Origin of the sequence: Paenactinomyces guangxiensis (assembly GCF_016055185.1) — a bacterium.
In the GTDB taxonomy this organism is placed as follows: Bacteria; Bacillota; Bacilli; order Thermoactinomycetales; family Thermoactinomycetaceae; genus Paenactinomyces; species Paenactinomyces guangxiensis.
In genome coordinates this window covers 26260-48949 of record NZ_JAECVR010000004.1, presented here as the reverse complement: position 1 = coordinate 48949, position 22690 = coordinate 26260, and the positions used below count along the sequence as shown (strand labels likewise).

At 46.3% G+C, this 22690-nt stretch carries 21 protein-coding genes; 13 read left to right on the top strand and 8 right to left on the bottom strand.

The genetic code is table 11. The features are described from left to right. Positions 1–120: 120 nt before the first annotated feature. Complete coding sequence (locus I8U27_RS05710) at positions 121–1047, top strand: RluA family pseudouridine synthase (RefSeq protein WP_181750867.1); 927 nt, start codon at positions 121–123, stop codon at positions 1045–1047. A gap of 91 nt (positions 1048–1138) precedes the next feature. On the opposite strand, the gene I8U27_RS05705 is transcribed toward I8U27_RS05710, so the two are convergent. Together I8U27_RS05705 and I8U27_RS05700 are read right to left on the bottom strand one after the other, a co-directional pair. Then, positions 1139–1441 (bottom strand): YunC family protein, encoded by a 303-nt coding sequence (locus I8U27_RS05705; protein WP_181750866.1) that lies wholly within the window; start codon positions 1439–1441, stop codon positions 1139–1141. Between the two features lie 82 nt (positions 1442–1523). Further along, complete coding sequence (locus I8U27_RS05700; RefSeq protein WP_181750865.1) at positions 1524–1781, bottom strand: DUF6154 family protein; 258 nt, start codon at positions 1779–1781, stop codon at positions 1524–1526. A 259-nt stretch (positions 1782–2040) separates the two neighbouring features. Here I8U27_RS05700 and I8U27_RS05695 point away from each other — a divergent pair, with 259 nt between their 5' ends. Then, positions 2041–2520 (top strand): QueT transporter family protein, encoded by a 480-nt coding sequence (locus I8U27_RS05695; RefSeq protein ID WP_309506101.1) that lies wholly within the window; start codon positions 2041–2043, stop codon positions 2518–2520. A 4-nt stretch (positions 2521–2524) separates the two neighbouring features. On the opposite strand, the gene I8U27_RS21115 is transcribed toward I8U27_RS05695, so the two are convergent. Both I8U27_RS21115 and I8U27_RS05685 read right to left on the bottom strand, forming a co-directional pair. Then, positions 2525–3961: a bifunctional metallophosphatase/5'-nucleotidase gene (locus tag I8U27_RS21115; protein WP_181750863.1), complete on the bottom strand. Its 1437-nt coding sequence runs from the start codon at positions 3959–3961 to the stop codon at positions 2525–2527. 133 nt (positions 3962–4094) lie between these two features. Further along, complete coding sequence (locus I8U27_RS05685) at positions 4095–4946, bottom strand: DUF72 domain-containing protein (RefSeq protein WP_181750862.1); 852 nt, start codon at positions 4944–4946, stop codon at positions 4095–4097. 213 nt (positions 4947–5159) lie between these two features. Between I8U27_RS05685 and I8U27_RS05680 the strand changes: the two genes are divergently transcribed. The 3 genes from I8U27_RS05680 (at position 5160) to I8U27_RS05670 (ending at position 7869) form a co-directional block, all read left to right on the top strand. Continuing rightward, entirely contained in the window at positions 5160–5579 is a 420-nt protein-coding gene (locus I8U27_RS05680; RefSeq protein ID WP_181750861.1) for a M67 family metallopeptidase, read from the top strand. A 17-nt stretch (positions 5580–5596) separates the two neighbouring features. Continuing rightward, positions 5597–7063 (top strand): nicotinate phosphoribosyltransferase, encoded by a 1467-nt coding sequence (locus tag I8U27_RS05675; RefSeq protein ID WP_181750860.1) that lies wholly within the window; start codon positions 5597–5599, stop codon positions 7061–7063. A gap of 152 nt (positions 7064–7215) precedes the next feature. Further along, positions 7216–7869 (top strand): L,D-transpeptidase family protein, encoded by a 654-nt coding sequence (locus I8U27_RS05670; RefSeq protein ID WP_181750859.1) that lies wholly within the window; start codon positions 7216–7218, stop codon positions 7867–7869. A 471-nt stretch (positions 7870–8340) separates the two neighbouring features. Here I8U27_RS05670 and aceA read toward each other — a convergent pair whose 3' ends face one another. Continuing rightward, positions 8341–9621: an isocitrate lyase gene (aceA, locus tag I8U27_RS05665; protein ID WP_181750858.1), complete on the bottom strand. Its 1281-nt coding sequence runs from the start codon at positions 9619–9621 to the stop codon at positions 8341–8343. 977 nt (positions 9622–10598) lie between these two features. On the opposite strand from aceA, the gene I8U27_RS05660 reads away from it, so the two are divergent. After that, the gene (locus I8U27_RS05660) at positions 10599–12794 is read left to right on the top strand and encodes an endolytic transglycosylase MltG (protein WP_181750857.1); all 2196 of its coding nucleotides are present in this window, start codon (positions 10599–10601) and stop codon (positions 12792–12794) included. Positions 12795–12897: 103 nt separating this feature from the next. On the opposite strand, the gene I8U27_RS20925 is transcribed toward I8U27_RS05660, so the two are convergent. Then, positions 12898–13020, bottom strand: a complete 123-nt coding sequence (locus tag I8U27_RS20925) for a hypothetical protein (protein WP_258567734.1) — start codon at positions 13018–13020, stop codon at positions 12898–12900. A gap of 270 nt (positions 13021–13290) precedes the next feature. Between I8U27_RS20925 and I8U27_RS05655 the strand changes: the two genes are divergently transcribed. Together I8U27_RS05655 and I8U27_RS05650 are read left to right on the top strand one after the other, a co-directional pair. Then, positions 13291–13635 carry a DUF485 domain-containing protein gene (locus tag I8U27_RS05655; protein ID WP_309506098.1) on the top strand — a complete coding sequence of 115 codons (345 nt, stop codon included), beginning with the start codon at positions 13291–13293 and terminating at the stop codon, positions 13633–13635. After that, entirely contained in the window at positions 13632–15137 is a 1506-nt protein-coding gene (locus I8U27_RS05650) for a solute symporter family protein (protein WP_181750856.1), read from the top strand. The genes I8U27_RS05655 and I8U27_RS05650 overlap by 4 nt, the downstream gene beginning before the upstream one ends. A 71-nt stretch (positions 15138–15208) precedes the next feature. Here I8U27_RS05650 and I8U27_RS05645 read toward each other — a convergent pair whose 3' ends face one another. Beyond that, complete coding sequence (locus tag I8U27_RS05645; protein ID WP_181750855.1) at positions 15209–16303, bottom strand: AI-2E family transporter; 1095 nt, start codon at positions 16301–16303, stop codon at positions 15209–15211. A gap of 158 nt (positions 16304–16461) precedes the next feature. After that, the gene (locus tag I8U27_RS05640; protein WP_181750854.1) at positions 16462–17277 is read right to left on the bottom strand and encodes a YihY/virulence factor BrkB family protein; all 816 of its coding nucleotides are present in this window, start codon (positions 17275–17277) and stop codon (positions 16462–16464) included. Positions 17278–17503: 226 nt separating this feature from the next. Here I8U27_RS05640 and I8U27_RS05635 point away from each other — a divergent pair, with 226 nt between their 5' ends. The 5 genes from I8U27_RS05635 to I8U27_RS05615 all read left to right on the top strand — a co-directional run bounded on the left by I8U27_RS05635 (position 17504) and on the right by I8U27_RS05615 (position 22655). After that, on the top strand, positions 17504–18823 hold the full coding sequence (locus I8U27_RS05635; protein WP_181750853.1) for a helix-turn-helix domain-containing protein: 1320 nt from the start codon (positions 17504–17506) through the stop codon (positions 18821–18823). Then, positions 18816–18953 (top strand): hypothetical protein, encoded by a 138-nt coding sequence (locus I8U27_RS05630; RefSeq protein ID WP_181750852.1) that lies wholly within the window; start codon positions 18816–18818, stop codon positions 18951–18953. The genes I8U27_RS05635 and I8U27_RS05630 overlap by 8 nt, the downstream gene beginning before the upstream one ends. A gap of 169 nt (positions 18954–19122) precedes the next feature. Beyond that, positions 19123–19833: a 2,3,4,5-tetrahydropyridine-2,6-dicarboxylate N-acetyltransferase gene (dapD, locus tag I8U27_RS05625; protein WP_181750851.1), complete on the top strand. Its 711-nt coding sequence runs from the start codon at positions 19123–19125 to the stop codon at positions 19831–19833. A 462-nt stretch (positions 19834–20295) separates the two neighbouring features. Then, positions 20296–21501, top strand: a complete 1206-nt coding sequence (locus tag I8U27_RS05620; protein ID WP_181750850.1) for an aspartate aminotransferase family protein — start codon at positions 20296–20298, stop codon at positions 21499–21501. A gap of 14 nt (positions 21502–21515) precedes the next feature. Continuing rightward, positions 21516–22655, top strand: coding sequence for an N-acetyldiaminopimelate deacetylase (locus tag I8U27_RS05615; RefSeq protein WP_181750849.1), 1140 nt, complete (start codon positions 21516–21518; stop codon positions 22653–22655). Positions 22656–22690 lie beyond the last annotated feature (35 nt).

The following is a 22690-nucleotide window of genomic DNA, read 5'->3' as shown; positions in this document are numbered from 1 at the left end:
GTGACACTTTTATATCACAGGGAATGCCGGTTTTGCGAATCAGTATGAAAAAAGGTTAAACTTAAAAATGCAACTGGCAGCCATGGAAAATTGAAGATGCATGAACCTGGAGAGAATGGGATGAACAAACAATCACATTACAGCAAATGGCTTACTTTTCACGTCAGCGAAAAATGGAATCAGGCGACGGTTGAGTCCATTCTTAAAGGGCCGTTAATGATTTCCAACCGTATGTTAAACCGGTTGACCCGTATGAAGGGGATCCGCCTCAACGGACGGACTCCCTGGCTAAAACAAACGGTTAGAACCGGGGATCGGCTGCAAGTGGCCGTACGTCCCCGCGAAAAGGCAGATCTGGAACCGAAGCCTGTCCATTTTCAAACCCTCTATGAAGATCAGGATATGATGATTGTGGATAAACCTGCTGGAGTGGCGGTCCATCCCGTTCGGGGCAACGACCGCTCTACTCTTGTGCACGGGATTTTGTACCAATGGGAGCAACGGGGATTTACCGGTGTGGTGCGTCCGGTTCACCGGCTGGACCGCGGGACATCCGGCCTGATCCTGATTGCCAAAAACGCTTACATGCATCAGCTGTTGGACCGCCAGCTGAGACAAAGGCAAGTGAAACGGCGATATTTAGCCGTTCTGGGTACTCCCCTCCGTGAAACAAAGGGAACCATCACCCAACCGATCGGGAGAGATCCCCGCCACCCCTTGCGCCGCCGGGTCACTTCCCGGGGAGAGCCGGCCATCACCCATTATCGTGTTGTTCGGCAAAATAAACATGGATCGCTGGTACAAGCTGAGTTGGAGACTGGGCGAACGCACCAGATTCGCGTTCATTTCTCTCATCTGGGCGCTCCCCTGCTCGGGGATTCATTATACGGGGGAGATGTGAGTTTCATTCAGAGGCAAGCTCTTCACTCATCAGAGCTGTCATTGACACACCCACTCACAGAGAAAAATCTCTCCTTCTCATCTCCTCTGCCCTCTGATCTTAAACATCTGCTGGGACAATTACAGATCAAACTTCTCCCTTTGTAAGGCAGGAGTTTCTTGCCTGTGTGGGGACACTTTGATTCATAAATGTCAAATGAAACAGCCTCCGGAATTGTTCACCGAAGGCTGATTTTGATTACATCATTTTAAGCAAAGCTTCCCTGCCGGTCATTCCGGCTTGAATTCCCCTGGATTCAGCTGTGTGTGTCACTGATTCAAGTGGAGCATCCAAAAGCTGTTCCAGGGTGCGAACACCCAGAGCCCTGGCGGCAATAATATTTCGGTCTGAAAGGCGTTCATTGAGCAGGGCCACATCTAAAGCACCACACATAATATACCCCTGGTCGGTCGTAATGACCAACAATGTGGTTTTGGGCAGTTGGACTTCAACGCCCAGCACTTGCCGCCCTCCAATATCAATCGGTTTTAATTGAATCATTTTGCGTCCCCTCCCATGCCGGTAACCATACATTAACAACATATGTAAAAGGAACAGGAAGCGTGAGAGGGAATTGATGGCTTTAGTGAAATTTCGGAGGGACGATCATCGGTTTCCACTGGGTCAGTTTTCCGTCTTGAATCATCTTCATCTTTAACATTTCCACCAGATACACACCCATCATCTGAATAATTTCGTCATCATTCATCTCATTGATCAGCTGCATCACATCATCCCGCGATTGCTCTTCCAAAATACTTAATACGATGGCAACTGCATCTTCTTCATCGTCATTCAACTGGTCACGATACAAAGAATATACTTCATCCACAAAACTCATCGTGGTATCCTCCCTTAACAGCTATTGTAGCTTAGAGCCTTATTTTTTTCGAGATAGAATCAGGACGGAAAAGGCAAATTAAATGATGTGTGTCAAGGGGGAGGGCAAAATTCTGTCTCCCCATGATTCGTCCAGTCATAACGGTTTTCTGTGTAAATGTGTTCAGCCTGTTATCTATGTATAAGTTGGGACACATTTCACTCATATGTAGAAACATTCATCGATCAAACTTTACATTCAGGAGGAGTTACCCTTGTCTGTGCGCAAATTGACTACGATTGCCTTTATTGCTGCTCTTTATGCAAGTTTGACTTACGTCTTTGCCCCATTATCCTATAATTATATCCAATTCCGCATCTCAGAAATGTTGACTGTCCTTCCATATATTACACCTCTGGCAGTCCCGGGGCTGTTTATTGGTGCGATCATCTCCAACATCGGCAGCCCGCTCGGGATATACGATGTCATTTTCGGGGGACTTGCTTCACTCATTGCCGCCTGGCTCACATCTAAAATGCCAAATCGCTGGTTAGCCCCGTTACCTCCTGTCATTGTCAATGCAGTGATTGTAGGGACTGTTCTGGGTGCCATCGCCAACCTTCCCGGCCTCACGGTTCCTCTGGCGATGCTCTGGGTCGGTGTGGGAGAGCTGGCGGTCTGCTACTTACTTGGGATTCCATTTTTATATTTGATGGAACGTTATCAACATGTTATCCCCGGATTAAATAAACGGAAATAATTCTTTATCGAACCTGCCAGCGGCGAACTTCGCATTCCCTGACCGCTTCCGGCTTTTGCAGCCGGTATGCCAGTACGTCCCGCAAAAATTCCGGCAAAAAGTATTTGAGCAATTTACCCCGTTTCAATTCCAAATAGCCGGAGCCAAAGGTAAACATATCAATTGTGGCAATATGATATTCTTTTTCATCATAAAGCAAAGAATGTCCTACACGGATGGAACGAATTTTTTGATAGGGTTCGGCATTCAGGTCGGCGGAAATATTTAACCCGGAAACACACAGCGATCCAAGAATCTTGCCACGAAATCCAAATCCGCGAATTTGCAACTCGACATACTTCTCTAACAGGGATTCTTCCAGAGAGCGCCGAATTTCTCTCCCTTTGATCTGAAGCAATACCGGGTTGATCGGATGGGGGCATACCTGATGAAGTTGCTTGCGGGAGACCGTCCCGGCCGGAAGCCCGTTCAGCAATTGTCCACTGTTAACAAGCGCAATTTCTGTCCCCACCCAATCCCGCAAACTGTCTGCCAGCAAATTGCCAAATGGCGATTCCCGTTTCCAATCGACAGGCAGCGGCCTTTCCAGCCGGATAATGGAGCGGGACAGGTTTTTTTCCGCCATCAAACGGTAGCTGTCAATGATCTGTTGAATTTCATTCTTGCCCTCTGTCTCATCTACTGAGTAACAACATCCCTCCAGCCGGGCGATTTGTCTGGTCCCCTCTTCCACCTCGATCGTGATCCGGCCCAAATGACTGCCAAACTTCCCCGCCCCCGCAATCCAGGTGGAGCCAATCCGTTCGGGGGTCTCCAGCAAATGGTGGGTATGCCCTCCGATGATCAAGTCGATCCCCGGAACCAGTTCAGCCAGCTGACAATCGTTAGGATAACCGAGATGTGAAAGAATGACAATCACATCTGCTTTATCTCTTAATTGTGCTACCTCACGGGCCAGGACCTGAAAAGGATCTTGTACTTTCCAGCCCATTAACTCATAAACCATTTCGTAGGGAATGGTAACGCCGAGAAAAGCAAACCGGACTCCGTGGCGTGTTAAAATCTGCCGGGGCTTGATCCAGGAAGGCCTGACCCCTGAAGCAGCATCAACAACATTGCTGCTGACCACGGAAAAGGGAGCGCCCAGGTAGTTGTCTTCCAGATGTTTTTGCGAAAAAGTAAGCAATTCATTATTTCCCAGGGTAATCAGATCATAACCTGAAGCTTCCAATATGGCCCGATTTACTTTTCCGTCTGTTCCCTCGGTCTCCAAACGCACCCGATCCATGTGATCCCCGATATCCAGGAAAAACCCTGCTTCACTACGCCGCTCCCACTCCTGCCGTAAGTGCGAAGCAAGAGTATGTATTTTGGGTGTCTGCTCCAGACGGCTGTGTAAATCATTGGTATGTAAAAGATGAAATCGTTTAACCGCGCTCACGACTACCCCCCTGACCTAATGAGATTGAGCTGATCCAAGCGGTAAGAACGGCTGCCACATAAAAGCGTTCCGGAGAAACATCAACAGCATCATCCCCCGTAACCATCGTTTATTCCGCGATTCCAATCCCGGTTTAAAAAAACTCCAACTGTCGGGGAGCCAATCCTTTAAAAGTCAGGTTTAACTTTTGAATCATCATCTTTGCGCTGTCTACAGCATCTCCTTGCGAATTGTTATTAAACAGGAGGGTCAACTGGTTCACTTGCTGCTTGAGTTGTTGAACATATTTTACCCATTCATCCAATTCTTCCTCTGTATAACGATAAGCGTAACGGACATCCCTCCAGTTTGGCTGACCGGTATTGTTCCATCCCTGTACATTGCGCCCGTGAAACCGAATCAGGGCATTTTCGGGATGTGTCGCTGCCAGAACAATTGGAACTGATCCTTCCCCGGCCTGGGGTTCATCACAAATCACATGAATCAATTGCTCTTGTTCCAGGAATTTGAGTGTACGATCATGATATTCCGGGCGAAACCAACTCTGATTGCGAAACTCAATCGCCATCGGCAGTTCGTGAAATGCTTCTTTCAAACGACGGATAATTTTTACATGTTTTTGTGTGCAATCATACCAGGGGGGAAACTGAAAAAGCATCATGGACAACTTCCCCGCCTCAACCATCGGCCGGACCGATCTTTTCATCTCATCCACCAGTTGGGTCCACGTTCTGACCGGTGCCCTCTCCATTCGTCCGTGCCCCGTCAATTCCCGATAAGCCTTCACCACAAAACGAAAGGCCTCAGGAGTATCCTGCACCCATTTCTCCATCCGTTCAACCGGAGCAATCGCGTGATAGGTACTGTCCACCTCAACAACCGGAAAATGACTCGCATAAACAGAGAGCTTGTCCCTTGATGATATACCCGGCGGATATAAATCATGATCTCCCCAGCCGCATACTCCCACCTGGATCGGGTTCATCCTCATCCGCCTTTCTATCTGATGATGAAAGATTTCTTTTATTGTACCATATCCGTTCCCACATGCTTGCCTGCCCTTTTATAATAATTGCGGCAGATTTCTGCACGCAAAAAACTAAAATGCATCATATATAGACTTTTTTGCTGCGGTCAAGATAAAATAGTGACAAGTGAAAAAGCAGGACAAAAGTCCAAAGGGTGAGGAGGGCTATTTGTGAAGCCGTCCTATTTATCTATTCGCGCATCGGTGATTGTTCAAATCAAAACCTATTGCTACGAACGGCTGCCGCAGGAAGGATATGGCATACTAGCGGGACAAACCACGGAAATCACTCATTTTTTTCCCGTTCCCTGCCAGAACAACTGGCCCTGTGCTTACGAGTTTGAGCCGCGGGCTTACCTGGAAACAATAAAAAAGATGCGTGATAAACAACTTCTTTGGCTCGGGATCGTTCACTCCCATCCCCTCACCAATGCTTATCCATCCACACGCGACCTCACAAGTTGGCCCTTTTCAGATAAAAGTTGCTGGATCTTGTCTTTTAAAGGCTCAGCACACCAGTTGTCTGCCTACTATATCCAAAAAAACAAAGTGATTCCCATCATGTACAGGATTACCGGATCCAACATCTAAGACAGGGGTAATTAGTTATGAAAAAACCAACAGTTTCCGCTTTACATACAGATAAATACCAGATCACGATGATGTATGCACACTGGAAAAACGGCTCACATTTAAAGCGGCGGGCATTTGACCTCTATTTCCGTTCCCTGCCTTTCGGCAACGGTTACGCTGTTTTCGCCGGTTTGGAACGGGTTATTCGCTATCTGGAAGAACTTCGTTTTACAGAGGAGGATATCGCCTATCTGCAGTCTCTGGGGGAGGGGTTAGACCCGGCTTTTTTTGACATGCTCCGGTCCTTCCGCTTTAACGGAGATGTTTATGCAGTGCCCGAGGGGACGATTGTATTTCCTGAAGAACCGATTCTGCGCCTGGAAGGGCCGATTATGGAACTGCAGCTCGTCGAAACGGCTCTGCTCAACTTTATCGGTTATCAGACACTGATTGCCACCAAAGCGGCCCGTATACGCCACATCACAGGCAAAGATGTTTTGATGGAATTTGGGACCCGGCGCGCCCAGGAAGTGGATGCAGCTGTCTGGGGCGCCCGCGCTGCCTATATCGGCGGCTTTGACGCCACTTCCAATACACTGGCCGGTCAACAGTTTGGCATCCCGATCCTGGGAACACACGCTCACTCCTGGGTACAGGATTTCCCCAGCGAACTGGACGCTTTTCGAGCTTACGCGTCCGCATTTCCCAATCAGACCGTTCTGCTGGTAGATACTTATGACACTTTGAGGAGCGGACTTCCCCATGCGATCAAAGTAGGGCTGGAATTAAAGAAGCAAGGAAAAACTCTGGCCGGAATACGGCTTGACAGCGGTGATCTCGCTTACCTTTCCAAAAGAGCCCGCAAGATGCTGGACGAAGCAGGACTTACAGAAACCCGCATCGTCGCTTCAAATGATTTGGACGAAACCACCATTCTCAACCTGAAATCACAGGGGGCCAAAATCGACTCCTGGGGAGTTGGCACCAAGTTAATCACCGCTTTCGACCAACCCGCTTTAGGGGCGGTTTATAAAATGGTTGCCCGCTGGGAAAACGGGCACTGGGAGCCGACATTAAAAATATCTTCCAACCCGTCCAAAGTTACAACACCCGGACGCAAGTCGGTCTACCGCATTATTGATCTGAAAACCGGCAAAGCAAGTGCTGACCTTATTACCTCCGTCGATGAAAAGATCGATGAAAGCAAGCCGTTAACCTTGTTCCACCCGCAGCATACGTTCCGCCGCAAAAAAGTGAAAAATTTCACAGCTGTCTCCCTTCTCAGGCCCATTTTTTCCGCCGGGAAGAGGGTATACGAGCTGCCTTCTCTTACAGAGATCCGCAGCCACCACCAGTCACAGCTTTCTTTGTTCTGGGAAGAATACCTGCGGATCCTCAATCCGGAAGAGTATCCGGTTGACCTGTCTGATCAACTCTGGGATACAAAACAAAAATTGCTGAAGTCCATTTACGATTCTATCCGGCAGGAAAACGGGAGTTAAATCAGCTTCCTGTAAGAGAACCCCAGTGTTCCGGTCGATCAACGACTGACTCCCTGATCAGGCGGCAGTTTTCTTATAACCCATGAATGATTCACAGACAATACAGCACAATAAGTACAGGAAATACGCAAATGGATGCAAGGTGATTTCTTGTGGTCAGAACTTTGTTATGTGTGATCTTTATTTTTACTCATCTTATTCCCTCGTTTTCCTTTTCCCGCAGTGACAACCAGGATCTCTGGATTTTAATCGATTTGTGGAAACGCCGGCTTTATGTGATGGAAGGGAACAGGGTAAAGAAAGAATTTTTAGTGGGAGTGGGAAAAGAAGAAACACCGACCCCGATTGGTAAATGGAAAGTCATTGATAAATCTAAAAACTGGGGCGGAGGATTTGGACCCTGTTGGCTGGGTTTAAATATTCCCTGGGGTCGATACGGCATCCATGGCACAAACCGTCCGGGTTCCATCGGCCGTGATGCCAGCCATGGTTGTATTCGTTTACTCAATACGGATATTAAACAGCTGTACCGGATGATTCCTGTTGGAACAAGAGTCCAGGTAGTGGGACCTATATTAGGCCGGGACGAGTGGCATTTAAAGAAACTGGTTCGCGGAGACAGAGGGACCCTGGTGATGTTGGTTCAGAATCGCCTTCTCGCCGCGGGTTATTATCAGGGGTTTATGGACGGAATCTTTGGTGGTCAATTAGAAGAGGCAGTAAAAAAGTTTCAAACAGACCGCCACTTGCCTCTTACAGGACAAATTCAGTTTCAGGACTATGTGGAATTAGGATTACTGGAGTGATATAGCAAATTTTTTTCTTAACAAGACAAACGCCCGGGCGGTTCTGTCCGGCGTTTGTCTTGTTAAGGGTAAGATTTTGAGATTACACACGGCTGAAGCACCACAGGCACTCCCGATGGTCGCCGTGGGATTCCCGGGTAATTAACGCCCTCAACTCCCAAGTTCGGGGCTGTCTCATCAGCCCTTCCCATGCAGTTCTACAACTCATGTTCATGTACCCACATGGGCGGAACGCCTGTTACCGGCGTACTAGTCCGTATTCACTCACTCTCATTGTTTTACCCGGTGAGAGAGATTAATTCGCCACTGGAATCTCATACCATGACGTACAGGAACAAACCCACTACCAATGGGACGAGCACCGCTCATACGTTCAATTATCCGCCGAATTGGTTACTCTTACCATCCCCCGAAAGAGGATGCCGAGCAACGCTGTCTTTCATCCCCGATTCAAAACAGTGCTTAGCCAGCTTAAACTGTAAACTGCTCTTCTTCTGTAGACCCGGCGAGAGCGGTAGTAGAAGAAGTTCCCCCGGAAATTACCATCGATACCGCGTCAAAGTAACCTGTTCCCACTTCACGTTGATGCCTCGTCGCGGTATAACCGTGTATCTCCTCGGCAAATTCGGCTTGTTGCAGTTCTGAGTAGGCCTGCATTCCCCGTTCTTTGTATCCTTTTGCCAGCTTAAACATGCTGTGGTTAAGAGAATGGAACCCGGCGAGGGTTACAAACTGGAATTTATAACCCATCCGGCCCAATTCCTCCTGGAATTTAGCAATCGTGTCGTCATCCAGCTTCTTTTTCCAATTGAAGGATGGTGAGCAGTTGTAAGCGAGAAGCTTGCCGGGGTATTTCGCGTGAATGGCTTCTGCAAATTGGTGCGCTTCTTCCAGATTGGGCTCCGATGTTTCACACCAGATAAGATCGGCGTAAGGGGCATAGGCAAGCCCTCTGGCAATCGCCGTTTGTAAACCGTTCTTTATACGGTAGAATCCTTCAGAGGTACGCTCACCCGTCAGGAAGTCATGGTCACGCGGGTCAACATCACTCGTGATCAATTCAGCCGCATTGGCATCGGTCCGGGCGATCAAGATGGTGGGAACTCCCATTACATCTGCTGCAAGGCGGGCCGAAATAAGGTTGCGGACAGCGTGGGAAGTGGGGATTAACACTTTCCCGCCCAGATGTCCGCATTTTTTCTCTGAAGCCAGTTGATCTTCAAAGTGGACACCCGCTGCGCCAGCTTCAATCATTGCTTTCATCAGTTCAAATACGTTAAGGGGACCGCCAAAACCGGCTTCCGCATCAGCAACAATCGGTGCAAACCAATGGTGTTCCCGTTTCCCTTCCGCATGGTCAATTTGATCAGCCCGTTGCAAAGCCTGGTTGATCCGCCCGACTACATGGGGGACACTATTGCTGGGGTAGAGACTCTGGTCAGGATACATCTGCCCCGCCAGATTGGCGTCGGCCGCTACCTGCCAACCGCTGAGATAAATGGCTTTTAAACCCGCTTTTACTTGCTGGACGGCCTGGTTTCCGGTTAAAGCCCCCAAAGCGCGGACAAACGGATCTGTATGCAGAAGTCTCCACAACCTCTCCGCCCCCTGACGGGCAAGAGTATATTCAATTCGAAGGGAACCCCTTAGCTTTAATACTTCCTCCGCCTGATACGGACGCTCAATCCCTTTCCAACGCGGATGGGTTTCCCATTCTTGTTTCAGTTCCTGGGCTTCTCTATGGTTAACCATGTGAACCCTTCCTTTCAAGTTGTTGATAAGCTGCGAAAAACCACAAAACATCACAGAGTAAATTCCGTCCCATCAGCTGTTCAGGTCTTGTAAAAATGCAAATATTCCGGACATTTCCCCGATACGCAATCCCCCTTACCAGAGCGGCTAATTTATTATATAACAGTTATCTGTTTACAGATACTATGTTATCACAGTATCTGTTATATAACAATACATTTTTTTGAACATTTGTGTTTTCTAGCTCCCCAAAAAAGCCGGTTTCTTACTTATAAAGGCTACATAACTCAAATAACCCCTTGCCAGAATATCCCCCGATTTATTTCAGATCAAATTTCCGTTGACAGCCCCGTCATCTTGTCAATATTGTTTTATTCAAAAAAAGAATATTAAACTAAAAAAATAGCAAATATAAATATTCAATGGCTTTCTTTTCTATTTTTAAATGATAATAATAAATTTAACTGAAATATACGAATCCCATTCTGTTGGCAAAAAATAAGTGTCAAAAAAGATTAAAAATATAATATTGAGAATTTATAGCAGGAGAAATATTATTAAATCTGTAATATTAAATACTACGTGAGGTGGGATTTATAAGCCCTGGAAAATAAATTGCTTCTCTCCTGATGAAGGGCTATTCGCGGCAAGAAAAGCGCCAATCAGGAACCGCGGCGTGGAAAAAGCAAAACCACTTGTGTCTTGTTGTCAGATCCGGAAGCTCCGTAAACCGGCTCACAAAACACGATTCAATCCGGCTCAATCTGTTCCTTTTACATCGCTGAACCTAAAATAGTGTTTGAAGCTTAGGTTGCTTTTTATTCCCATCTTTTGCCTTTAAAACTGTTTTGTGGAAGGTTTCACACCGGAGATGCGCCAGGTGCCTGTAAATGGGTGACAGTCTGATTGACACCTGGTTCCACGCAATTTATGCACTTTAGGAGGGACTGTTTATCGAGATTCAAACAGTGTCTTATTTGTCCCGAAAGGAGCGCTATCGCCAACAGCATTACCACCCGTTGGTATGGTCGCTGCTCTTTGGAACAGCTTTTACTCGCACGGCGGCTTTTATGAGCTTACCGTTTTTGGCCATTTACTTATCCGACCATACTGAACTCAATACCGTAGAAATCGGATTAGTGCTTGGTATGAGCGGGTTAGGCGGTGCTCTTGGCGGATTTGTCGGTGGGTATCTGTCCGACTTGTTTGGCCGTCGTGTGATCATTACACTTTCTATGATTGTCTGGACAAGTGCGTTTTTTTGCTTTATTTTTGCCCAAACCTACCTCCATTTTATTTTGTTAAATTTGGTGCACGGGTTATGCCGCTCTTTTTTTGACCCTACATCCCAGGCGCTAATGTCCGACCTCACTGCTGAATCCAAACGCCTCAAGATTTTCGGGTATCGTTATACTGCTCTCAATATCGGACTTGTTCTGGGACCTCTGCTGGGAACTGTACTGTATCCGCTACTGGGGATCAAAACCTTTTTCTTTACGGGAGTTGCTTTTTTTATCTATTCACTGGTCTTAGTCGGGCAGTTCTCCCGTTACAGTCATCAAATTAAAGCAGCTGAACCTGAGGCCAAAGTGAGTGTACTTGAATGTGTGAATGTCCTTCGGAAAGATACTTCGTTAACCTATTGTGTGTTGGGGGGAGCCTTGTTCTTTGCCATCTTTGCCCAACTTGAAGCAAGTCTCCCGCTTCATCTGTCGGACGACCTTGAAAACGGGGCCACTCTTTATCCTTTTCTTCTGGCACTGAACGCGCTAATGGTTATTCTCTTGCAAGGGATTGTTTCCAGCTGGGCGGAACATAAAAATGTTCTCAGCAGCCTGATCATTGGATGTCTCTTATTTGCACTGGGATATATGGCCTTCTCGCTCGGAGGAAACAGTAGTTCTTATATTCTGGGGATTATTGTTCTCACCATTGGGGAAATGATTATCTTTCCGGTTTCCAATCAATTTATCGATAATCTGGCTGATGAACGGCTGCGGGGAACCTATTACGGAGCCTATAACTTCTCACAGATCGGCCTGTTTCTCGGCCCTGTCTTTGGTGGCTGGTTATTGAAAGGCATGGGCGGAACTGTGATGTGGTGGATTATGGCCGCTCTGTCCCTTCACATGATCTGGTTTTTCGCCATAGGGTACCGGCGGTATGCGAAAAAAAACGGCATAGGAATCCTGCAAATTGTTCAACAGATTTTCACTGATTTGCACCTGACGAGGTTAGTTAAATTCTCTATTAAAATGATCCCGCTCATCTCTTTGATTACGGGGGTCTCTCTTTACTTTTACTATTACCTTGATGAGGGGCTGGCTTCACCCGGGCGAAAGGGAATCGTAGAAATTCAAATTTCTGAGAATGCTTCTCTTCGCCAGATCGGTTCAGAACTAAAAAAGAAGCAGATTATCAAAGATGACTCCCTTTTCCCGATCTATTACTGGGTCAACAGGGTGTTTTATAGCAATTCTATTCAGCCGGGCGTTTATCAAGTTTCCCCTCACATGAAGATAGATGATGTGATGGTTATTCTATCCAGGGGCACCTTTACCGTGGAGATTCCCGCGGGGGCAACCGTAACTGAAATAGCCGATATTTTATCTTCTCATGGTGTACATAAAGAAGATTTTTTGGCTGCGGTGAACAACGAAACCTATTCATTTGCCTTTTTGAATCATATCCCGCAAGCGCGTAAAGAGTATCGGTTAGAAGGGTATCTGCTTCCCGGCAAATATGAGTTCAGAAAAGGAATTCGCCCGAAAGAGATCGTCAATACGATGTTAAAGCGATTTCAAAAGGTACTGAATAAGAGTATTTATCTGCAAAGGCTGCAAAAGGAAAATGTGACTCTTGATGAGTGGGTAACAGTTGCTTCGTTGATCGAACAGAGCAAACAGGCTTCCAAAGCAGTCTCCGCATATGATATCTACACCATGCTTAACAAACGCTCAGCATTAAACATCCCTCTCAAAGACCCGTACAACAAATTAAAAGCATACAATTCCCCGGAACGGGTTGGATTACCTCCCGGACCCGTGAATAATCCCGGTGAAGATTCATTAAGAGCCGCTTTACCTCCCTTAGATTGGTCAGTGGTAAAGGAGAGAGACAAAAATCGGAAAACGACGGTCACAGAGAAGAAATCAGACAGTAAAGATTTTTAATTCGCCCCAAAAAAAAGCACCCCCTGCTTCCTAATCTCTGTTTAGAAGCAGGGGGTGCTTTACAGTCATCTTCCTTCAGTAAACTACATCCCGTTTACAAATCTTAAAAATCGAGATCAATCTCCAGCCCGTCTTCATCCAATTCGATTTCCACTCCGCCAATCTCTACCTCAATCTCTCCATCTTCGAGATCAATATCTAGCTCAAACGGATCACTTTGGCTCATTTTTATCGCCTCTCCATTCATTTTACATTTTTTCATTATGTATCAACGTATAATGATTCCACAAAAATCAGGAATTTCCCTCCCATTCTTTCACTTTTTTTCTCAATAGAAATAAAAAGAAAAAAGTCGAACTTTTCACGAATGAATTATGGTATATTTTTAAATATAAATTATTAATCAAATAGTCCCAATAATCTTATCTCATTCGCTTTTGATCTTCCTTCACTGCTTTCTCTCATTTTTCAACTTACTGTATGGGGAGGTATCACAGTGTCTGGAACAAGGGAAAAAGTTCAATCCCTCAACCATCCCAATCCCGATTGGGAGAAGATTGCCAGTTCGCCGGAGTTCCGAACGGTGATGCAAAAGAAAAAACGTTTCAGCATCCTGGCAACAATCTTTTTTTGCCTCTATTATTTTGCTTTGCCTGTCTTCACCGGTTATTTTAACTTCTTAAACACAAAGATTTTCGGCTCGATGAACGGGGCTTACCTGTTCGCACTATCCCAGTTCTTTGTGGCCTGGATTCTGGCGATTTTGTATGTTCGCCATGCCAACAAACTGGACCGGGACATACAGAAATTAATTGACCAACAGAGGAGGGAAGCCTCTTGAATACATCCGCTTTCACCCTGTTTACCATCATCGTTGCCCTTACTCTGTTCATTACATACTGGGCAGCCAAACGGACGCAAACAACAACTGATTTCTATGCTGCGGGACGGAGCATCACCGGATGGCAAAACGGTATTGCCATCGCTGGCGACTACATGAGTGCCGCTTCCTTTCTGGGCATTGCCGGCCTTATTGCCTTGGGTGGCTTTGACGGTTTTCTCTATTCTGTCGGCTGGCTGGTCGCCTATCTCGTTGTACTGATCATTGTTGCCGAACCCCTGCGCAATTCAGGCCGTTATACCATGGCTGATATGTTGGCCTATCGGATGAAAGCAAAGCCCGTGCGCTCTGCCGCAGCACTGAGCACGCTGGCAATCTCCACCTTTTATATGATTGCCCAGCTGGTGGGTGCAGGCGGGATCATCAAGTTATTGCTTGACCTCAACTACGAAATATCAATCATCATTATTGGTGTATTGATGATATTATATGTGGTATTTGGCGGAATGCTGGCAACCACATGGGTTCAAATCGTCAAAGCTGTGTTGCTGATGGCAGGTACCATTTTACTCAGCCTGCTGGTACTGGCTAAGTTTGACTTCAGTATGGTACAAATGTTTGACCAGGTGTCAGCCAAGTTAGGACAAAAATTTCTCGAACCGGGCCTTCTTTATAAGAACCCGCTGGAAAACATTTCGCTCGGTCTTGCATTGCTCGCAGGAACAGCCGGACTTCCACATATCTTAATCCGTTTCTACACCGTTCCCACTGCAAAAGAAGCGCGCACTTCAGTTGTATGGGCTATGTTTATTATCGGTTCATTCTATATCATGACCACCTTTTTGGGCTTTGGCTCTGCTCTGCTCGTTGGTAAAGAGAATATTACAGCAGCAGATCAAGCCGGGAATATGGCGGCTCCCCTCCTGGCTGAAGCATTGGGCGGAAACTTCTTCCTGGCCTTTATCTCTGCCGTCGCTTTTGCCACCATCTTGGCAGTTGTAGCCGGGCTCGTCATTTCCGCGGCTGGTGCGTTCGCACACGATTTTTATTCCAACGTGATCCGCGGGGGTAATGCGACGGACCAAGAACAAATGCGTGTAGCCAAATGGGCTTCGGTAGCCGTGGGCATCGTTTCTATTATTCTGGCTCTCCTCTGCAAAGATCAAAACGTTGCCTTTTTAGTCTCGCTGGCCTTTGCAGTTGCCGCCAGTGCCAACTTGCCGGTTATTATTTTCAGCCTGTTCTGGAAGCGTTTTAATAGTACCGGAGCGGTTACAGGGATATTAACAGGTTTAATCAGCGCGATCTTATTTGTATTGATCAGCCCCAACATAATGGAACCTGAAACTGCCGTTTTCCCGCTGAAGAACCCTGCAATCGTTTCTGTTCCGCTCGGTTTTTTAGGTGCTTTTCTGGGAACTTTCTTCTCCCGTGAACCTGAAGCGGAACAAAAATTTACCGAGCTGTACGTTCGTTCCAACACCGGAATCGGAGCTGAGTAAAACACAGGGATCATACAATGAGAACAAGCCCGCTTCTACGAAAAAGGCGGGCCTGTTCTTAACCCATTCATTTATTCAGAATCCAGCGTAACCTGATGGTCTTTTTCGGTTCGAAGCTTAATCAGGCGATAAGTGTGACTGACCACTACTTTGAGCACTGCATAAGTTGGTACAGCCAGCAACAGCCCGAGAAAGCCGCCAAGGCTTCCGGCCACCAGCAACAAGAGGATAATGGTGAGTGGATGGATGTTTAAATTTTTGCCCATGATGTAAGGCGAGACAAGGTTCCCTTCTAATTGTTGCGCCACAACGGCCACAATTAGTACATAAACCACCATGATCGGCGAGTCGATAAAAGCTACCACCAGGGCCGGAATTATACCAATGAGAGGTCCGACGAACGGAATTACGTTGGTAAACATCGTTAACAGGGCCAAAATAAGAGAATAGTCAATACCGATAATCAGGTAGCCGATATAGACGATCAAGCCGACGAAGATCCCCACCAATACCTGGCCTTTGATATAAGAACTGAGTGCCAAATCCATATCAGAAAGAATCTTTAAACCCTGTTGCCGCTCCTTTTCGGGTAAGAGGCGCAACATATAAGCAGGTGCCTTTTCCCCTTCCTTTAACATGTAATACAAAATAAAAGGAACGGTCACAAATACAACAATGATATTGGTAATAACCCCTACAAAATTGACGATATTGGTTCCTATTTGCGAAAGGCTGCTTTCTAGATAGTTGGTCACATAGGCGGCGATCTCGTTCCAGTTTACATATTGAGCTACCCAGGGTTGCCGGTTTAAGTTTTCAAACTTTGCCCGGGCCTTTTCAATCATATCCGGAAAATTTTCAACCAGGCGATTAAATTGTTCTTTTAACAAGGGGCCAATTAAAAAGCCCAGCAACACAAACAGTCCGATAAATATCAGGTAGATGAGCAATATAGCGATTACTTTGGGAATCCCCAGCTTTTGTAATGCTTTAACAACAGGCCGGAACAGGTAAAAAAGCACTCCCGACACCAGAAAGGGAAAAAACAATGTTTGCACAAACACAACCAGGGGGTTGAAAATAAAACTTACTTGATTAGCCAGCAAAATAATTAACAATATAACGATAATCCCGTAACCGATGCGAAACATCCTTGTTTGCGGCATACCATCACCTGTCTTTGTAAGCTGATATTCCCTATCAGCTTACCATATCTCTGAATTACCCGTTGCATAATTGTTGGCGAACCCCGTCCAATCCTTCACTTTTGAGGGATTGCATCTGTTTCTGTTGAAATGAATGATTAATGAAACAACATATCTTCTCATTGATAGGCCTTATATTTACAAAGGGTTGCATTGATCAGTCCGCCGAGAATCAAAATCAACGCTGTGAGGTAGAACCATCCGACCAAAATGATGATCGCTCCGAGATTTCCATAAATGAGGGAATAATTATTTATCGATACATAATAAGAAAAGCAGAGCGAACTTAATTGCCAGCCGACTGTGGCGAATAGCGCACCGGGCAGAGCTTGTTTAAAAGTTACTTTAGTATTCGGGGCAAACTTGTACAAACTGAGAAAAACAGAGAACAGTACCAGGGTACTTAACAACCAGCGGGCCCAGTTCCAAATCTGATAAAACCAGTGTGTCAATCCGAAAACCTGAAAGAAATGAATACCGATGATCTTACCGAAAACTGGAAGGACGAGAGAGATCACCAGGCCGAAAAGCAGACCAAACATCAGGAAAAACCCTAAGACAACCTCCTTCCAAAAAGGGCGGTCCTCTTTTACCAGATATGCATCATCCAAAATGCGAATAATCGACTGAAAGCCAACCGAAGCCAGATAAACGGTAACAACGGCACTGATTGACAGTACACTGTTTCTCTGTTCACCCATAATCACCGATAAGTTGGTTTTAATCAACTCATATGTAGTCGGCGGCGCATAGGGCCGAATCATTTCCAGTATGTTTTGGCTGGAAACAGGCAAAAACCCGAGCAATGTAACCGCCAGCATGAGAAAAGGGAACAGCGATAACAGAAAATAGTAAGCCAGCTGTGCGGCGAGGTCAAAAACACCATCATCTGTTATACGTGTTTTGAGCTCTTTGATAACGGAAAAGAGTCGCATAGATCCTCCTGTCAGGCACTTATACTTTCTCAAGTATTTTTTATTACCCTTTTTTAAACAAAATATCATAAATGGCATTGGTTTATACTAATAATCCACATCTTTCAGCATTTACTCTCAAAATTACCCTTTAGCTTTAAAAAAATTATAAAATAGTCATTCCCAATTTTTTTAAGAAGGTGTAATATAATATTATTCAGAACTATATTTAAAGAGGTGGAAGGTTATGAAAACACTGGCTTTGCATGAAATGGGCGAAGTCATTCGAAAAGTTCGGAAAGAACGCGGGCTGCGACTTGAAGATCTGGCGGACGAAAACATCTCACCGGCAACAGTCAGCAATATTGAACGGGGGGTCGCTCATGTCAGTCCCGAGAAAATTTCATATCTCCTGGAAAAATTGGACCTGCCAATGCACAAATTGCCGGAAATGCTTGTTCAAGAACAAGAAGAAATAAAAAAAGTAAAGTTTAAACTTTTGACTGTTACCACCTTGCAAAAGATCGGCCATATTGATGAAGCGCTCGACAAATTGGAAGAGTTAAATTTAGATGACAATCATCCCTTTATCGCTCATGCTTACTACTACAAAGGCAAGTGTTACATGTCAAAGAGAAAGTGGAAGCAAGCTGAGCGGGCACTTTACAATTCACTACGCATCTCCCAACAAAACCCTTATAAAGAGAATAACATGGAAGCAGCCAGCTATTTGCTTCTCGGATTAATGAGGTACTTTCAAAATGATTTGGAACAGGCTCTCGAATACACCAATTCCGGTATCAATGCCTTTGTCGAAGATGGGGAAAATGAATATATCAAAGGCCTTCTTTATCAGAACAAAGGGGTCTACCTCCAGCGCCTCGGGCGGGTAGCTGAAGGAATGCGCTTGGTGCAGGATATTTGGGATTCAATCCCTTATATGCAGGATATTGGAACTGTGTTGAGCTTCTACTGGCTGAGAGCCGAGTTTTCCAGGCTGTCCGGTTTGACAGAAGAAGCCATTGAATATGCGATGGAGGGGATCGAGCTTTCCATTCGTAATGAAAAATACGATTCACTGTGTGACCTTTGGACTGTGTTGGGAAGTATCTATACATCACAAAAAGAATGGAATCTTGCTGAAACCTCCTTCTCAATGGCACTTAAACAGGAAGGAAAATTCCCTCAAGATTCCAGATTAACAACCGTATATTCACGCATGGGTATTCTGTACATGAAAGAAAACAAAATGGACGAAGCTTATCAGTCCCTTCTCAAAGCCATTAAATATGCAGAAAAATTCGATGACTCTCCCAGGCTTAGCTCAAGCCTCCTGATCATGGGGGATCTGTGCCAGCTTATGAATAAGATGGAGGAAGCGATCTCCTATTATGAAAAAGCATTGCAATTGGCCAGGAAACATGATTACAAAGACAAAGAAATTAAAATCTGGTTTAGTCTGGCCCGCTGCTGGGATGGAAGAGATGAGGAGGAATTCCAGAAGTGTATGAGGAATATGTATAATGTAAAGAAAGAATATAATAGATTGGAGGTAGACTATGTTTAAAAAAACCTGCAAAATTCTTCTGGCTTCTCTTGCTATCATTGCTGCTGTAGCGGCTTACTCCTCCACAGCAGTTCAACCTTCCATTAATATTGCGGGGAATCCGGGGAACAGTCAACCTGGCGGTCTGTAATCCAATTGCTTGCAGGGTCTTGTAAAAAAGACCCTGTTTTTTTGTCCCTTATTTCATCAACCCTCGCTGTTTGAAGTGGGAGTGGTTCATCTCCACTCTAATGTGATATACTTTGTGTGAATTCCTTTACATAACTGAAGGACCTTCTGTTTAGAGAGGATGCTGAAAGATGAAATTAATGGATGCCGAGCAATTGATAGAGTTCATTCAAAAAAGCGAAAAGAAAACCCCTGTCAAAGTACATATAAAAGGAAAGTTAACGGAAATCGAGTTCGGTTCAGCCGTAAAAACATTTATTAACGGGAATATCGGTGTACTTTTCGGTGACTGGAAAGACATTGAACCGGTGTTAAAAGCACATCAGGACAAAATTGAAGATCTGGTTGTGGAAAACGACCGCCGTAACTCCGCAATTCCGCTGTTAGACATGAAAAATATCCAAGCCCGTATTGAACCGGGGGCCATCATCCGCGAAAACGTGGAGATCGGCAATAATGCCGTTATTATGATGGGAGCTTGCATCAATATCGGAGCAGTCATTGGAGAAGGAACCATGATCGACATGAATGTGGTGGTTGGCGGCCGCGGCACGATCGGTAAAAACTGCCACATTGGTGCAGGTGCCGTCATTGCCGGAGTGATTGAACCCCCTTCTGCCACCCCGGTGATCATTGAAGATAATGTGGTAATCGGCGCTAATGCCGTCATTCTCGAAGGAGTACGGGTAGGAAAAGGCTCCGTCGTCGCTGCCGGCGCCATCGTTGTGGAAGATGTCCCGGAAAACGTGGTCGTCGCCGGTACACCTGCCCGCATCATCAAACAAATCGATGAGAAAACCCGCTCCAAAACAGAGATCAAACAAGAACTTCGCCAGTTATAAACGACTTGCGCTATAAGGCATTTTTGCTGAAAACCACACAAATGGTTCTCAGAACCTCACAGCTTCATGACAAACAAAAAAGGGGCCATTTTCCGCTCGAACAACATAAAAAAGGGGAAAATGGCTCCGATTCGATTTGAAAACCCCATGCCTGGATTAGCACAACCCTTGTATGAAAGTTTTCATTATGCCGGGGAAGCAGAAATCTGGGGAGCAACCTTTTGACGGCGACTGACCGAGCGGAAAAAACGGAACAAGAGAAAAAAGCGGGGCAACTCTTCCTTGAATCTGCTTCCCTGCCTAATACTAACCCTTGTGCATTTTTTGGAGCGGTCATTTCTGTTTCCTTGCAGGGCACTGATCGGGAGCGAGACAGAATTCTGCCCTCCCCCACTGACACACCCTTTCACAGAAAAAGGCTTTTTGGGGCCTCATTTTGTATTGTTCAAGGAGAGAACATGGATGACTGACTGGCAAGCACTGGACCAAACATACATCATGCCAACCGTGAAGAGATATCCCATTGCGATCGCTCATGCTGAAGGCAACTACCTCATTGATACGGAAGGCAACCGTTATTTAGATCTATTCACGGGTTTAGCCGTTAATATACTGGGGCACTCACACCCGCGCATCATGCAGGCACTCAATGAGCAAGGACACAAATTTCTTCATATCTCCAATCTTTTTCTCAACCCGCCGGCGATTCGTTTGGCAGAGAGATTAATACAACATACATTCGGGCGGGGTAAAATCTATTTCTGTAATTCGGGGGCGGAGGCGACAGAAGCTGCTATCAAATTGATCCACAAATGGGCGGCCAGAGAAAGGAACGGCAAAGACGGAATTGTCGTCGTTAAAAACAGCTTTCACGGCCGCACACTGGGAGCCCTTCGTTTAACCCGCCAACCGAGTGTCTACCAGGATTTCCCCCAGCCAGCCTTTCCCGTCTATGAAGTGGAGATCAACAACGCAAATGAATTAAGAGAGATCTGTCGTGCTTATCACCCCGCTGCTGTACTGGTAGAACCCATTTTGGGCTCCGGTGGAGTCGTTTCCCTCAGTAAGGAGTTTTTGCAGGCGATTGCTGACACCTGTGCCGAAGAAAACATGCTTTTCTGTATCGATGAAATCCAAACAGGCATTGGACGTACCGGAACTCTATTCGCATATCAGCATTTCGCGTTACAGCCGGATGTTATTTTATTTGCCAAAGGAGTTGGCGGCGGCCTGCCGTTGGGCGGAATAATCGTCGGAGAAAAAGCTGCTGATGTATTTCAGCCGGGTGACCACGGTACCACCTTTGCTCCCTCTCCGCTCAGTGCAGCACTGGGAAATGCCGTTCTTGACGTATTACTGAATGAAGGACAGCTGGAAAAGGGGCGGCAAACAGCAGATGAACTGTGGAATCAACTGTATCGGTTACAAGAAAAATATCCCGGAGTGATCAGCCATATCGACGGAAAAGGGATGATGCTCGGCATTCGCACCACCCGCAGCGCGGAAGAGATTGCAGATCTTCGACACGGGTTCTTAAAACAGGGCATCCTGGTAAATGTGACAGCAAAAACAGTGATTCGTCTGCTGCCGCCGCTCACACTGACATCGGAGGAGATTCAGTTCTTCATTCAAACATTGGAAACCTATATCCGTGAAAAATTTGTCTGAAAGGTGATCTGAACATGGCCGCCACAACGGTTGAACCCTATATCCAAATCCGCAGACAGCTGCATCAAATTCCGGAACCGGGATTTGCAGAGTTTAAAACACAGCAGTTCATTCTCTCCTATCTGTCCCGTCTCCCTTCCCGCCGCTTGCAGATCCAAACCTGGCGGACCGGCATCCTGGCCAAAATCCCCGGTCAAAACCCCCGGCGGTGTATCGGTTACCGAACAGATATGGACGGATTGCCCATCACTGAACAATCCACCTATAACTTTCGCTCCCGTCATGACGGGTATATGCATGCCTGTGGCCATGATATGCATATGGCAATTGCCCTTGGTATATTAACCCACTTTGTGAATCATCCCATCGATGACGACCTTGTATTCATTTTTCAGCCTGCAGAAGAAGGACCCGGCGGCGCACTTCCCATGCTGCAAAGCGAGGAGTTCCGTGCCTGGAAGCCGGATCTTATCTTCGCTCTGCATATCGCCCCCGAATACCCCGTAGGTACAATTGCCACCCGCCCCGGCATTTTATTTGCCAATACATCTGAGTTATTTATTGACCTGACCGGCACGGCCGGACACGCGGCCCTGCCCCACCGGGCGAACGATATGGTTATCGCCGCTTCCCAACTTGCCATCCAATTGCAGAGTATCGTTTCGCGCAACATTGATCCTCTCGATTCCGTGGTGTTAACCATCGGTAAAATGGAGATCGGAACCAAACAAAATGTCATTGCCGGTACCGGTCGTCTGGAGGGAACCATCCGCACTTTATCTGCGGAATCGATGCAAAAAGTAAAATCGCGCATCGAGGCGATCGTCAGGGGGATTGAACTGGGTTTTGAGTGTCGCGCTTCGATCGATTGGGGGGCCAACTACTGCCAGGTAAAGAATGATGAAAAGCTGACCCGCCAATTTATGGAATGGATAAACACCCGGACCGAATACCGGCTGGTCGAGTGCCGCGAAGCAATGACGGGAGAAGATTTTGGCTATTTCTTAACTGAAATTCCCGGCTTCATGTTCTGGTTAGGAGCCGATACCCCGTTTGGCCTTCATCATCCGCAGATTGAACCGGATGAAGGGGCAATCCCGGTAGCTATTGATACAATGACCCGCTATATCCGGTCACTTTCAATGACAACTTAGCTCTGCTGCTCTTCTCTGCAGAAATCCACAAAATG